This window comes from Tengunoibacter tsumagoiensis (assembly GCF_003967535.1).
GTDB classification, from domain to species: domain Bacteria; phylum Chloroflexota; class Ktedonobacteria; order Ktedonobacterales; family Ktedonobacteraceae; genus Tengunoibacter; species Tengunoibacter tsumagoiensis.
Genome location: NZ_BIFR01000001.1, coordinates 5078511 through 5092340 on the forward strand (window position 1 = coordinate 5078511; position 13830 = coordinate 5092340).

The window sequence follows — 13830 nt, forward strand, 5'->3', positions numbered from 1 at the left end:
CCATGGCACTCAATACCGTCACCACCGGCAACACTGTTCTGGCTGCCGACATCAATCAGCTCGTCAACGTGCTTCAGCGACCATCAGGATCGACCGAGACCGGAAAATACTTTCTGATCGGCAGTTCATATGCGTCCGGGGCCAATGCCAGCAATTACATTCCAAGTCTCTCGAGGACATCGACGCCAGTCTCCATCACTATTGATGAGGCGGATATGGGCCACGTTGCGGGCGGATGCAATACCGCCGTTGCTGGCCACCTTACGGCCAATGGATTCCAGGTAAATACGAGCGGCACTGGCGCGTCGCTCTCCTGGTCGGTCGGTGGCAACTACACCATCCAATATTAGATTAGAGAGAGGTACATCATGGGACTCCACGCCATCCACGATGACGGCTCCATCCACTGGCGCTGTCATCACAAGGCCTGCAAACCGCTCCAGGCGCACGTCAGCCACGACGATATTTACTTCGTCAACCACGATCTCGTTGCGCTACCACCATGCAGCTGCGGATCGCGGATGTTCGTCCGCGTCGCATTCACACCCGAGGAGCTCGCCGCGACCAACGCCATCCAGTACGGCATGGTGCCCGAAGAAATGACCTTGCCTCATGCGCTAACCGGCGAGCCTATACCAGTGATGATTCCTGCGCTGCGGCCAATCGGCGCAAATCCGTTTTTTGCGAGGCACCAGGAATTCGCGAAGCACCTGGAAGCGCATGGCAAACGTTACATCGCGCCGAAGAGCAGCGCTGACGAGAAGGAGAAGGAGATGGACGATGACTCCACAGCAGAATCATAGCCCGGTTGATGCCTGGCGCGGAGAAATGTCGGGGAATATCAAAGAGGTGCAGGTCTCATTGCAGCAGCTGCTCATCGAAGTGCGACAGAGGCCAACGCGGGCTGAGGTTGAAGCGATGATTTCGACGAAGGTCAGCACCGAGCTATTCAACGCCACTATCGGGGAGATCCGGGGTGATATCAACGATTTACGCAAAAAGCCGGCGGAAGCGCAGGCCTGGACGGGGACGGCCATGACGGTCGGTGGCTGTCTGGTTGGTGCCGCTGGCCTGGCAATCAGCACTATCATCGGGGTGATCACGCTGATTGCACCGCACTGGCACTAAGAAAGCTCTGGCTGCACAACGCAGACCAGGGCTTTCGTTGATTTTATTGCTCTTGCGCTGTGGGCCAGGCAATGCGATAAAGCGATGCATTGCTGCGTGGCACCTTTGTTCGGATAACGATAAAGCCGGACTGTTCTATGACTTCCGTGAACAATATTGGTCAGGCTGTCCAAGAGAGCAGCCTGGCCAAAGGGCTTAGTTGATTTTTTTCGGGCGCTCTTGTTCGAGCTGCGCTGTTTTTTCCATGTATCCAGCAATATAGCTTTTTTTGTAATCGATGGCCGAGAGCTCTCCAGATTTTTTCTCGACCTCGCGCACTTTGTCCTGGCAGAATGATGCAATCTCTTCGCGATCTTTGCTCTCAGAATATTCCGAGTAGTCTGCGGTCGCATCTTCGCGACCGTCATTGACAGCAGTTTGATAGAGATTTTGCTGCTTGCTGAAAGCTTCCAGGTCAACAGCATCAGCCAACTCATATCTCATTGGCGTCGCACCAGGCACAGGACGCAGCGCGACCAGGAATGGCAGACGACCGTGACGACCAGCTATGGCCGCGAGCAGCACAGTCGCAGCTGGTGCATAGCCTGGCATAATGACATAGAGGTCATTGCGCCACTCGTCGCCGCTCAGCGCAGTACTGTCAACGATCTTGCTGATTTGCGACGCCATGCTGAGATCATGGTTGATCTGCACTACCACAGCGCGAATCTCGACGTCTGCGATCGATTGAAATATTTGTTGTTTGGTCTCCGGTGATAAGGGATGAGAGAAATTTATAAGAATAGGCATGTGCGCCTCCGTTTATTTTGTATTTTCAATCATTATATTCTATGGCGTGCGCCACGAGCAATGCAGCGCGCGAATGTCCTATTCCTGGCGATTGCGCCAGTGTCATTAAGATAATATTAAGATTTTATATGGATACATTGTACAGCTTATTGTGGTATAATGTGGACAAAGTGAACACTTATCCACATTGTTATCAACATTTAATAGCATTATTGCACATTAGAGCACAATAATTATGCATAAATGTTGTATACGATCTGTAAGATCTGTACGATCTATACGATGTGTACAATTAGACAATCATTGCAAATGTCTAGTTGTATGCAATGGATTTGCAAGATAATGCATTTGCATTGTATAATCAATGATTATATAGGAGACGACAACCTCCAATGTTTATTATTCCGATGCTCGTAGATCAAACTCGCGTATTTATCGCTGGCAATCCAGCACCGCGATGGATTGTCATCCACAAGACCGCTGGATTCCAAACAGCCCGCGAATGCGCCAATTACTTTGCGACGACGCCGCTCATGACCTCGTCACATTACATTGTCGGTCTAGATGGCGAGATCGTTCAATGTGTCGGCGAGGGTGATGGCGCGGCGGCGAATTGCTGCGTCGAGCCTGGTCATGCACCATGGCTGCCAGCCATCAATCTCAATTTGTGCACAATTAGTATCGAGCACATTGACCCGTCGCCAGACAATTCGACACCGCTCACAGTGGCGCAGAAGTTGGCGAGCTTTGGGCTGATCGCTGATATCTGCCAACGTCACCGCATACCAATGCGGCCAGGCGACGCAGGCGGTGGAATCATCGGACACAAGGACATAGCGCCGCAGTCCAGGGCGAGGTGTCCAGGTAATTACCCGTTACAAGAGTTGTTTTTATACCTAAATCAAAGGGGTGCAAATACAATGGGAGGAATACCAACAGCCTGGCGCGATGATGGCCATACGCTGATCGCGCCGAATGGCATCAGCATTACGCAAGGATTCCGCGATTGGGTGTTGTCGCATAACTGGAGCAGCGACGACGTCCCGCTCAGCCTGGAGCAACATCGCGATCCGGTGCAGGCCCATGCGCCCAATTTTGGCGCGGGTCAGATCCAATGCTTTGTCCATAGCCTGTTGTGGTGGACTCCGGCAACCGGCGTCATCCAGGAGTCGCAGCTCGGCGCGGAGATCTACGCATTGCAATCGCAGCTGGACGCTGCACACACGCAGATCTCATCACTTCAGGCTCAGATCTCGTCGCTTCAGGCGCAGCTCTCAGCACAAGCAATCAATCCAAAGGTTGTCGATGCGATCAAGGAGATCCAGGAGATCAACGTGGCAGCAGCAGCAGCGCTCGCCGACCTGGAGGCAAAATGACGACCATCCCTACTCTCCCTGATTCGGTGCTTTTGCTCCTGCCTCTGCTTGTTACGGTCATAGCTGGATGGCTCAGCCAGGACACTCTGGCCCCATGGATCAACGCGCTCATCAGCGCCGTTGTCATGATTGCCTGTGCTGCATTGGCTGCAATGTTTACAGATCGCCTGGTCGGGGATCTATCCATAGATTTTATGCTCATCGTCGCGTATTGCTACGCTCTGATCAAGTGTGGCGTTCTGGCACCGCTCTATAGATTTCTCCTCGCCAGGCCATCGCCCATTGCTCCGATATTGCCTGCCTCAAAGGTCCCCACTGTCACCGACGCGAACAAGATCGCAACCGCCGACACCGCGCCAATGAAGCCGATAAGCGGACCGTAGCTTACCTCGCACAGCTCGTCGCCGCTTTTTTTATGAGGCCTGGAGAGATCCAGGTCTCTCTTTGTGCATTGGTACTCGAGGATTGACGGCGATCAATGAGGATGCTACTATGATGAAGGACATACACAGGACAAAGTGGAAACGGACATATTGTATCCTCGCAACTAAAAAGACACCTGGGAAGTAGCGTCGGAATGCTGACTTCCCAGGTGTCTTGTTGTTCGTTGTCTTAGTGCTTAAGCCATGGCGTTGCAAAGAATGGCGTCCAGGTCAGCGCGGATACCGGCTAGCACCTGCGAAACTTGTGGGTCTTTGCCCGCCTCACTGGCTGCGATGACCACGCTAAAGCAAAAAATGCAATGAAATTTACCATCTCCGCTGATCGCCTCGTTATAGGCTGCGGCAATAGTCGCTCGTACTTCGCCAGGCATAGTAATCGATGGATTTGCGCAATAGAACTCCATGGCAGCCATAAATATGGCATAAGCCATCTGTCGAGCACTGAGCGCAGGCTGCGCAGATTGCGATGATTTCATCGCGACCTTGATCGCCAGCAAGTTGATCTCAGTAGTGTCTGGACGACGCATTAAAGCACCTGCGCTTTCTCGCGCGTGGCCTGGTGCTCTTGATCCGCTTGATCCGCTTGATCCTCTTGATCCTCTTGATCCTCTTCTTGAATGATGAGGATATTGCTCAGGCCCTGCGCTACAAGCAGCTGGCCAATGCTCTCCGCCATGTCGGTGCAAATCTCGAAAATGCCACTTCCAATGATGCGCCCCTCGGCGCGCGCAATCATAGTTACCGATTCGCGGTCTGTCACTGAAATCGGCGAGCCAACCTCGCAACCGATGAGATCATGCGCCTGCGTTTCTACCATCGACTCATGGATAATTGTCAAGGTCACGGCGTCGATATTTCTCGCCTGGATCTGGATTGTCGCGGCAAACCCGCTGACTGCAAATCGCACGATAGCAGTAATGGTAATCTTCATTTAGCACCCCTTTGATGTCGCGGCGCTTGTCGATTGCGCCGCGATGACAAAACAAACAAAACAAGGAAACGGAAGAAAGACTAAGCAACAACAACGTTAATGACAAAGCATGCGAAGCAGATCGGCGTCTCTCCAGGTCCTTCGCAGTCTAATACTCCTGGTCGGTGGCAGTTGGGACAGAGGGCGATGGGGCCACTGATGGCCTCGCCCACAATGTAGATGACAGTATCCTCAAACTTTAGGAATACTTTGTGATGTGGAGATACATCAATAGTAATATCAGAGAGTCCTGGATAGACCAGATTGACCTCTGCGCTCGCAGGGAGATGGACGGTGATGGTGATAGTATCGTTTTCCAGGGATTTCTCGACTTGGCCGCCGGCACGAGCAATAAGCTGTGCTGCCTGGTCGTCCAGTGACGACGCAGTTAAATGAACCATAATATGCACCCCTTTGATTAGCCCCCAGGAACTAGCCGGGGGCACGCAACTAAACGAAACGAAACAATACTTAGAATGGATGATCCTCGTCGTTGACCTCACTGGCTTCATTGCCAGCCATAATTCTCCTGGATTTTTCCACCGACCAGGCGACGGTGCGCTCGACGCGACCGTCTTCCTCTAGCAACAAAGCCTGATCGCGACTGATCGCGACACTGGACAGGTATTGTAAATCAATCTGTCTAGGGACTACAGGGAAAGGGTAATAGATCTCCTTGGTTTTGCCGGCGTCCTTGCCAGCTGTGATACTGCGAGGAGATACGCCGATCGGCAATGCATAGGCATAGTACGCAGCGCCGATGTGCTCTCCTGCTTCTTCTCGGAACTTATCTGCCACGTTGAGGACGCGCTCGTGAGCCTTTAAGCAGGCTAGTGCTCTATCCGTACAGTAGGAGCTGAACTTTACCGATAATGGATAACAGTATCCTGCATCCATCAACTCCTTTGAAAATGCAATCAAATGCAATTCTGAGCTTCGGCCCTGCGGCCAGGCATAGGCCACACCCCATCTCTCAGCAGGATCGCGGAGCATCTCTTGCTTTGATGGCACCCCTTCGCATACCACGAATAGTCCGAGTTGTGGCATTGCCCAATATCGCACTGGTCGCGGTTTGCCGGAATCGTCGGGATGAAGTACAACACACTCTGCGGCCAAACCACGCTGAACGAGGAGCGCCATTGCATCGTAGAGCTCATAGTCCTCTGGTAGTCCGGTTTCATCCAAGTCTGGCTGCTCGATTGCCCACCCCGCGATATCAGGCAGCGCCCGACCATCCAGGCCTCGAGCCTTATTGTTTCCCGTAAACCAGCTCAACCGATGCTGGCTCAGCGATGACCCGCCGCGCTTTGCGACGCTGATAAATGGCGTTCCTAAATGCAATGCCTCGTGTATTGATTCGCTCATAATTTCTGTGCTCGTCACAGTCGTCACTGCTGTACTCACCGCCGGTTCATAGAGCGCCTGGTAGCCGTTGTGCTGTACGTCGCGTGCTAATTTCGCCATTATCCCTGCTCCTCTTCGTGGATTCGCAATCGTCCGCGAATCCACGCTAATCTATACTACTATGAATTTTAACGAAGTATGCTGAACGCTCTCGAGCCATTGAGGCTTCCACGTTCCTCGATGCTGCTGGCTGCCTGCCGGGGATCGGAGCTAGGGCCATCTGGATAAACATCGATGAGGAGATCGATACGCTCTTGCTGGCGCGGAGTTAAAGTCGGCAGCAAAGTCGGCAGCGATGAGATAGCGCGCTGCTCACTCGGACGAGCTGCGACCAGGTCGCTCACCTTGATCTCGTGCTTACAAGGCTTGCGAGCGGGACAACTGCATTTCTTCGCTCCTCGAGCATCCGCCAGGACAACGTAGAACATGTTGTCACCAAGGCTTGCTGAGCGAATCAGATAGAAGACATCGCCGAATCGCAGATGGACCTCGGCTCCATTGGTCCCCTGGACAACCATGTCCTTTTTTGCGACGCAGCGGATGGAATTTGTCGCTGCGTGGATGTGATCGCATTTGATGGCGACGTATCCATAGCCACTCGTGGAGATCTTGGCCGATCGTCGTAGTGTTGTTGTCATTTTTTTGCACCCCTTTGATTGATTTAACCGTAACTATCCGTAACGGTTAATCACAGTATAACCGTTACGGTGGGTGATGTCAATAGGTATTCCTATGAGTTTTTGCATGAGTTTTTTAGACGAAAAAGCCATTTTCAGCCGTCCAAATTAGGACGCCCCCGTGCTAGACAGGACGCCCCCGTCCAAATTAGGACGCCCCCGTGCTAGACAGGACGGGGGCGTCCTAATTTGGACATTAAAGAATAAGAAGAATAAGAAGAATAATTAAAAAAATATCTAAGAAAGATCTCTGTCTCTCTTGGATATTTTTAATTTCAGCGTAACAACTATTGACCAGGTCTGCGGCTATGTGTTACGCTACGTTACGACGTAGTGTCATATACGGGAGGGAATATGAGCGAAGAAGAAAAATTATTGTCGGCTGGAGAGGCAGCCAGCTACTTAGCAGAGAAGTGGGGGATGCCGAGCTACTCAACAGTAGCATTCCGACAGCTCAGGCACAGGAGAAAGAATTTGCGACCAGCAATGCTCACTGACAATGCGTCGCTATGGCGCAAAGAGGATCTCGACCAAATAAAGAAACCATCTTTGAGTAATCCGAGGGCGAAAAGAAAGAAAAAAGACGCCGAGGAAACCGTTGACAAAGACGAGCAGCGTATGGTAGTATTATCCTACTAACCATTACGCATAGTAACAGCAAAAGGGAGGGCGACATGAGCAAACCACGATGTTTCATCGGCAATGATGCCGTCCCCTCGTTGCCACCCTTATCCTCCTCCGCGTACGCGTACGTCGTCGCCAAAGCAGGCAAGCGAAAAAAATTGTCTGTAACATTTATAAAAGTTTTAGTCCAGCTTGGACACTCGGCCCATTTTAAATCGATGGACCTCTCGGCTGTAGAGAACTGGAGCAGAGGCAGAGGCAGACTGGCCTGGCTCGAGACGTGCCAGATAGTCGGAGTCTCGTTTAAGAAGACTATAGATGACGCCCACTATCTGGCCGGCGATGCGGCCAAGGACTTTAATTTTGCCAGAATAAGTTTTCTTCCGGTCGTCGTACCGGCATTTGATCGGCACCAAACGATCATAGATCGCTTTCCACTCTGTGTCGTTTTTGATTGCCACCATGGCCACAAGATACATGGTGGATTTCAGCATATTATTACCGCCCTTGTCCAGTGTAGCAGAATCAATGGTCGTACCAGTCTGCGTCCATCTGGGGGACCACCCAAAGTATCCTCGAAGCTTCGAGGCGCTCTCGAAATTATTGATATTTCCGATGGCGGCAATAATCGACGCCGCGTGCGTCGGGCCAATGCCGTCGATCGACATCAGGATCGCTCCCTCCCTGCTTTCGGCGAGGATCGCCGCGATATCTCGATCCAGTTCGTCGGCGTGCTGGTTTGCAAGTCGCAGCTCTTCGATGAGTTGCCGCTGCTCAATGATAAGGCCACGAATGCGGAATTCGTCAACGTTCCCAACGCTGAATTTAGCAACGTCTACGAGCCGCTGAAGCGTAGGTCTACCAGGTTTTTTTGTTCTGGCAGACCGAAGCGCCAGGAGATCATCGACAGACGCTGCGGCCACATGGGCAGCGGTTGGGTATTGGTGCCTGATTGCCAATGCGGTAGGCAAATTGGGATCTTTGATAACAGTGACGAATTCGGGGAAAAGTTCATCGCATATGGCCGTCAACTTGTTGCGAATTTTCGTAATGCCCTGGGTCAGCTCTTGTCGACGCTGCGCCAGGACCGCGAGCTGCGCAGCGGTTGCCGTCGCTTCCTCATAGCGATGAGCCTCCAATTGAGCGTCACTCGCCTGTACCTTCAACTCCTCCTGGTTGTAGAGGATATTCGCCAGGTTCAGCGCATCAGAGCGGTCTGTCTTGTTCTTAGACAGCCTCTTTGCTGCGTGGATGGAATAAATTTCAATGTGGTGGGCCCGAAGGTATTGAATGAGGGCTCGTCCATAATGACCCGTGTTTTCGACGATCACCAGGCACATCGCCAGCGGTGCCTGGTCGGCCATCCTCGACACGAGGAACTCGAAGCCTTCTCTGGTGTTTTGAAAAGAGAAGGAGGGGCAATTATTAAATTTTTGTCGCGATGCCAATAATGGCGCAGACAAAAATCCGGCGACGTGTTTTGACTTTGCTATGTCGATTCCGACATAGAGCCGCTCTTTATGAGCATGAAGGGGAATGGCAACCATGGCATTTCTCCTGATTCTTTTTTAAATATTTAAATAGGGGAGGGCCAGGCGGCGGACAGGACCAGTCACAGACATAGGCTTGCTTGATGCTGCCATACATTTATTAGGTTTACGTCCGCCAGGACCAGTTATAGTGCAGGCTTGAAGCCATCCGGCTTGATGCCATCCATACAGAAGGCCTTTACCTGGCCCAAAGGAGAGGTAGCTACCCTCTCCAGTAAGAGATTAACTGACGGCAATAGCAACCGTCAATATGTATAAAATGCAAAAACGATATGAAGTACAAGTATGCAATATTAATAAAATTTTAATGCTGAAGTTGCCACTAATACCTATTAGTGGAAATTCACAGGAGGAAGTATGAGCGTAACCAGGCCAGCCTCGACTCCGATCGCCGCAAGACTTGCGGCATTGGGGAATGACACAAGGTTAAAAATTTTAAGGTTCCTAGCCACACACCGCGCTGATCCGGTAAGCGTCAAAGAGTTGACGCAGAGCCTCGAGGTTCCTCAAGCCACCGTGTCCAGGCACGTAGCAACGTTACGTGCTGCCGGCCTTGTCGTTGCTGGCGGCGGAGGGCAAAAAGGGAGAGGCTATACCATAAACAAAGAGGGTCTCATTGAGGCGGTGCACGACGCAGAGCACTGCACAGGATTCGACGAGCTCTCGCCAGTCCTTCCTCTGCAACCAATGTTTGACGAGTGCGAGTAAAAGCAGAGAGCTCCAGGTGCACCCCTGGAGCTCTCTGAGAAGAAAGTACTTCGACATTATATCATATATTTTATGTATTAAAAAATATATACGGAGAAAGTACCATGCAGGCACAACAGTTACAGAAACCGCAATCAACAGCGGCCCCAGTAAACGCACAGCCTCAGTTGCCGGTGGCCAGGCGCAGCTGGACGCACCATCGCCCAAATGGTCGATACCATATCCGATACGAGGACTTCATGGATATTACCGACGATGAATCCTGCGCAGATGCGCTGCGCGTCGTGGAATTCATGACGTCGGGGCGGATCGCGGCGATACAAAGATCGCACGCAATACCAGATGCAACACTTCCACACGCGGACGATCTCTGGATTGAAGTCCCATTGAGGACCGTCGAAACGCTATCATTGAAGGTGCAGGGGAAGAGCACCTATGCTCATTGCTTTGGCATTGAGTCAAAAAAGGCTGAGTCCGGGGCTGACGACGCAGGAGACGACGACGAGCATTCGAAAAAGCGAAACCTTGTGGAACTCGGATTTCTAAGCAAACGATGGATCGCGCGGCCTGGAGCTAACGCGGCCAAGGAGCCAGAAGCGGCGACGCTTTATCGCGATGAGGAGAGCGCCTTTATTATCGTCGCAGATGGCGCAGGAAACTATGTCGGCGACGACGATGAGAGCCGCAACGCGATCAGCCAGGGATGGTCGCGATTATCGAGGCAATATCGTTACGAGATCCAGGCCGTCAATGCAGCCATCGCTGCGTTGGATTGGATTGATCCACCGGAGGAACCGGATAGATGGCCGGTACCGGTCACTGTGAGGGTCAGAAGGCCAGCCAGCATTAATGAGACGACAACCTCCAATGCTGGCGGGAGAGAAAACGGCAATCCTAACGACGTTCAAAGGGGTGCTTCGAAAGCATCGTCTATTCCGCCATTCGATTATCAGAATATCACATTTGATAATTCCGTGTCCATAGAATCGATAAAGAAATGTTACAACGATAAAAGCCTAGTCGCGACTGATGCGAACGTCGTTTGCGCGCCATGGACGGCTGTAACATTTGTGCATCTTATCAGTCGTATCTTGACAAGTGTCTCTGACTCGCCTGCATCCGATGTGCTCGAAACAGCACAACGAATCATGGATCGCTTAGCAGGAAAAGATCCGGTCCGCGCATGGGAGCATGTGCAGCTCGTCGCACTTCATATGTCCTGCCCTGGCTCGCCATCCTGGTGGCAGCGAGAACCAGGTGATCCCCGAGGATGGCGAAAAACAAAGTCTGCTGTAACGTTGCGCGACGTCGAGCGTCACCTCTTCGATCAATTCGATGATTATATGAGGAGTGGCTGGCAACCTCCGACCACGGCGCTCATTGCCTACGAGCCGATTTACGAGGACGAGGAGGTCTACGCAGCTGGCTATGGCGGCAGTGTTAGCCCGCCGTCTGTTGAGCCAGTCGTGGTCGGTCAGCCTGGCGCGGCACCAGCTGAGCCAGCGACAGCGGCGGCGACCATCATTGTTGATGCGCCAATCGTCGATGCGTCGCCGCCACCACTGCCGCCATCGACAGCGACCAGTGCAAAGCCAGCGATGAAAGCGACAAGAGCTGAAAGCCTGGCCCGGCAGATCGGAGAGAAATATCCGCAGATCATTGTCGGAATCCTGGAACTCGACGACGGCCAGGCATGCGTTGGTATCCAGGTCGCCGACGATGAATGGTTTGACGTGCCGTCGCTGAGAGAATGGCTCGACCCAGGGCCAGAAACGAGGCGCGCCATCGAGAAGGCGCTGGATTATGGAGGTAGGCTGTGAGGCGTTGGAATCGAGGAGATAAAGTTTACGCGAAAATCAATCAGCAAAAAGTCGCAGCTGTTGTATTGCAATCCCGTGATTGTAGCGCGGGGGACTATGAGCTGGTGCAGATCAAGACCGCGGAGAAGAACCATCTCAGCGGTCAATGGGTGTGCGGCTCATACCCAAAGCCAGTGCAGAGCTATAAGCTCACCTTGAGACGCGATGTTATACCAGGATTCGATGCAAAATAAAAAAAGCTCGGCGCTATCAAGCATTCTCGCCGAGCGGCCTCGGATTGGAAGTCGAGGCTCTTAATAATAATGATAATGAAAGATTGGAAATAAAGCAATGAAACCAGAGAAGACATCGAAGTTTAGATTTTGGCCCTGGGTATGGGAGACATGCTGTGCGGCCTGGCAAGGATTTGTCGAGAGCATATATATCACACATATGTGGTCGTGGTTTATGAATTTGGTCACGAGACTTGTTCAACCAGTGCTGTTCGTGACGGTCATGTATTCAATTGGGGAGACATACCCCAATTTTCCCAAGATCAATATTCATGGAGCCTCGCTATCGCTCATCATGTTCTTATCCCAAAATGCAGCGCTCGATCTTGGTTCGTTTGGGCTTCCAGGCTTGGCACGAGCGGCACAAGCCAAGGGGCTCATCAGCGAAGATTCCGCAACGGCAGCTATTGCTCTGTCGAAGAACCTCTTCTATGTCATGATGGCTAATTTGGTTTGGGGAGCAGTACAGCGGGTTATCCCTGGCATGCCCGATTCTGTCATACTGATTATCTCGCTGATCTTTATCGTCATCCGAAGCTATTTCGCTCTGGAGTACTCGAAGGTGGTCCACGCACTCCAGCCACACGACGACCACAAGAAAGAGCCGCGAAAGTCCAGGGTCCAGGAGGTCCACGATGAACTCTTGGAAATCTTGGATCAGCGCATGGACCAGCGACAATCATCACTGGACCGTGAACTTTCGAAGTCCAGAGACGCGGTCCACGAGGCCGTCACTGGACTTGAGGCAAAGGTCCGCGAAGTCCAAGAGTCCATTGTCAATCTGGACCGTGAACTTGCGGAGGTCCACGGGTCCATCGCGAGCCTGAACCATGGACTCGTGGAGATCCAGGCGTTCAAGGTTCAGGTCCACGAGGCCATTGAGGGGTTCAATGGCGAGATCCAGGCGATTCACGGAGAGATCGGTGAGCAGATCGGTATATCTTTGCTCGAGCGCGTCGAACCGCTCATGCGTACGATCGAAGATTGCAACCGGACGGCATTCGATCAGCTCGGCGATCGCATTGCAACTCTTCGCGAAGAATTGAGCTCAAAGATCGGCGCAATCCATGGCGAGCTCCAGGTCCAGGTCCAAGAAGTACGAGAGGTCCAGACTAAAATCACCGAGGTTCACACCGAGGTTCACTCAGTGCAGATGATTGCTGGACCAGCGAACCGTGGACTCCCTCGAGTGGACCGTGAATCATCAACCGATGAGGTCCAGGTCCACCAGGTCCAGGGTATCGAGGAGGAGGTCCACGCATTCTTTGATACATGGATGGTGGACCACGCAGGCGAGTATCCCCCAAATTCGATCATCACGGAGAATTTCGGGATCAGGTCGAAGACGACCCTCGCAAAATACAAGGACCGACATCGTAAGTCCAAGGTCCAGCCAATGCTGGTCCAGGCGTAAACAATGGACTCGGCCAGGCTGATAATGATAAGCCTGGCCACACAAGGAAAAGGAGAAATCAGATGACCACAGAAGAAATCAAGGCAATCATAGGGGCGCATCGCCTTCGCCTGATGTCCAGGGATATCATAAATAAAAAGGGAAATGGCAAACATTATGAATATTTATCCATTGGCAAGTACGACCCTGCTACAAAGAAATTTCGATCTTTTGGCCTCGGCAGGCTAGATCGAATGGGGGCCATGCGCCCGGAGCAACTCCTCGAATTTATTACAGCGAAATTCGGCGATCTGGTGAAGCAACCATGATCATCGCAATGGTGATCATGGTGAGCCTGGCTATCGTTGTTCCGGTGGCGCTGATCTTTCTCGATTCAGCGCCAACCCCGGATAATAAAGAGTGAAGGGGGATAGCATGGAAGATAAGGATATCATCGCGCTCGCAACCATTGCGAAGCGCCGAGGTTATGGCAGTATCGAGGCTGTAACGGCGTACCTGGAGGATCTCATCAACCGCAATGAGGTATATCTATCCAGTCGTCGCCAGCGGAGAATTCACACCGGGTACGATGATTCTTTGAGCCAGGACAATGCGGTCCTGGCAATGGCCATAGTGCTCCTTGAGAGCACACAACAATCTTAGTTGTATTTATTCA

General features: G+C 52.1%; 19 protein-coding genes. 11 read left to right on the top strand and 8 right to left on the bottom strand.

The genetic code is table 11. The features are described 5' to 3' along the window. Positions 1–2 precede the first annotated feature (2 nt). From EL628_RS20020 to EL628_RS20030, 3 genes are read left to right on the top strand one after another with little or no spacing between them, the layout of a single operon-like run. Positions 3–350, top strand: a complete 348-nt coding sequence (locus EL628_RS20020; RefSeq protein WP_126581675.1) for a hypothetical protein — start codon at positions 3–5, stop codon at positions 348–350. An 18-nt stretch (positions 351–368) separates the two neighbouring features. Continuing rightward, positions 369–803, top strand: a complete 435-nt coding sequence (locus tag EL628_RS20025; protein WP_126581676.1) for a hypothetical protein — start codon at positions 369–371, stop codon at positions 801–803. Beyond that, positions 781–1128 (top strand): hypothetical protein, encoded by a 348-nt coding sequence (locus EL628_RS20030; protein ID WP_126581677.1) that lies wholly within the window; start codon positions 781–783, stop codon positions 1126–1128. Before EL628_RS20025 ends, EL628_RS20030 begins: the two co-directional genes overlap by 23 nt. A 195-nt stretch (positions 1129–1323) precedes the next feature. On the opposite strand, the gene csx15 is transcribed toward EL628_RS20030, so the two are convergent. Beyond that, positions 1324–1917, bottom strand: a complete 594-nt coding sequence (gene csx15 / locus EL628_RS20035; RefSeq protein WP_126581678.1) for a CRISPR-associated protein Csx15 — start codon at positions 1915–1917, stop codon at positions 1324–1326. Positions 1918–2324: 407 nt separating this feature from the next. On the opposite strand from csx15, the gene EL628_RS31240 reads away from it, so the two are divergent. Continuing rightward, positions 2325–3293, top strand: a complete 969-nt coding sequence (locus tag EL628_RS31240; protein ID WP_503827290.1) for an N-acetylmuramoyl-L-alanine amidase — start codon at positions 2325–2327, stop codon at positions 3291–3293. Then, on the top strand, positions 3290–3676 hold the full coding sequence (locus tag EL628_RS20045; RefSeq protein WP_126581680.1) for a hypothetical protein: 387 nt from the start codon (positions 3290–3292) through the stop codon (positions 3674–3676). The genes EL628_RS31240 and EL628_RS20045 overlap by 4 nt, the downstream gene beginning before the upstream one ends. A 236-nt stretch (positions 3677–3912) precedes the next feature. Here the strand turns inward: EL628_RS20045 and EL628_RS20050 are convergent, their stop codons facing one another. The 5 genes from EL628_RS20050 to EL628_RS20070 form a co-directional block, all read right to left on the bottom strand. Continuing rightward, positions 3913–4263: a hypothetical protein gene (locus tag EL628_RS20050; protein ID WP_126581681.1), complete on the bottom strand. Its 351-nt coding sequence runs from the start codon at positions 4261–4263 to the stop codon at positions 3913–3915. Next, the gene (locus EL628_RS20055; RefSeq protein ID WP_126581682.1) at positions 4263–4667 is read right to left on the bottom strand and encodes a hypothetical protein; all 405 of its coding nucleotides are present in this window, start codon (positions 4665–4667) and stop codon (positions 4263–4265) included. The genes EL628_RS20050 and EL628_RS20055 overlap by 1 nt, the downstream gene beginning before the upstream one ends. An 80-nt stretch (positions 4668–4747) precedes the next feature. Beyond that, on the bottom strand, positions 4748–5107 hold the full coding sequence (locus tag EL628_RS20060; protein ID WP_126581683.1) for a hypothetical protein: 360 nt from the start codon (positions 5105–5107) through the stop codon (positions 4748–4750). Positions 5108–5177: 70 nt separating this feature from the next. Beyond that, positions 5178–6215: a hypothetical protein gene (locus EL628_RS20065; protein WP_126581684.1), complete on the bottom strand. Its 1038-nt coding sequence runs from the start codon at positions 6213–6215 to the stop codon at positions 5178–5180. A 23-nt stretch (positions 6216–6238) separates the two neighbouring features. Beyond that, positions 6239–6748, bottom strand: coding sequence for a hypothetical protein (locus EL628_RS20070; protein ID WP_126581685.1), 510 nt, complete (start codon positions 6746–6748; stop codon positions 6239–6241). 393 nt (positions 6749–7141) lie between these two features. On the opposite strand from EL628_RS20070, the gene EL628_RS20075 reads away from it, so the two are divergent. Then, positions 7142–7426 (top strand): hypothetical protein, encoded by a 285-nt coding sequence (locus tag EL628_RS20075; protein ID WP_126581686.1) that lies wholly within the window; start codon positions 7142–7144, stop codon positions 7424–7426. A gap of 167 nt (positions 7427–7593) precedes the next feature. Here EL628_RS20075 and EL628_RS20080 read toward each other — a convergent pair whose 3' ends face one another. Continuing rightward, positions 7594–8958: an IS110 family RNA-guided transposase gene (locus EL628_RS20080; protein ID WP_126581635.1), complete on the bottom strand. Its 1365-nt coding sequence runs from the start codon at positions 8956–8958 to the stop codon at positions 7594–7596. A 360-nt stretch (positions 8959–9318) separates the two neighbouring features. Between EL628_RS20080 and EL628_RS20085 the strand changes: the two genes are divergently transcribed. Continuing rightward, positions 9319–9669: an ArsR/SmtB family transcription factor gene (locus EL628_RS20085; RefSeq protein ID WP_126581636.1), complete on the top strand. Its 351-nt coding sequence runs from the start codon at positions 9319–9321 to the stop codon at positions 9667–9669. A gap of 730 nt (positions 9670–10399) precedes the next feature. On the opposite strand, the gene EL628_RS29920 is transcribed toward EL628_RS20085, so the two are convergent. Continuing rightward, complete coding sequence (locus EL628_RS29920) at positions 10400–10561, bottom strand: hypothetical protein (protein ID WP_161975627.1); 162 nt, start codon at positions 10559–10561, stop codon at positions 10400–10402. A 178-nt stretch (positions 10562–10739) separates the two neighbouring features. Here EL628_RS29920 and EL628_RS20090 point away from each other — a divergent pair, with 178 nt between their 5' ends. From EL628_RS20090 to EL628_RS20105, 4 genes are all read left to right on the top strand, one after another. Further along, positions 10740–11489, top strand: coding sequence for a hypothetical protein (locus EL628_RS20090; RefSeq protein WP_126581637.1), 750 nt, complete (start codon positions 10740–10742; stop codon positions 11487–11489). A gap of 330 nt (positions 11490–11819) precedes the next feature. Then, positions 11820–13175, top strand: a complete 1356-nt coding sequence (locus EL628_RS20095; protein ID WP_136626717.1) for a coiled-coil domain-containing protein — start codon at positions 11820–11822, stop codon at positions 13173–13175. A gap of 62 nt (positions 13176–13237) precedes the next feature. After that, on the top strand, positions 13238–13483 hold the full coding sequence (locus EL628_RS20100) for a hypothetical protein (protein WP_126581639.1): 246 nt from the start codon (positions 13238–13240) through the stop codon (positions 13481–13483). A gap of 106 nt (positions 13484–13589) precedes the next feature. Beyond that, a complete protein-coding gene (locus tag EL628_RS20105) occupies positions 13590–13817 on the top strand; it encodes a hypothetical protein (RefSeq protein ID WP_126581640.1) in 228 nt (75 codons plus the stop codon). Positions 13818–13830 lie beyond the last annotated feature (13 nt).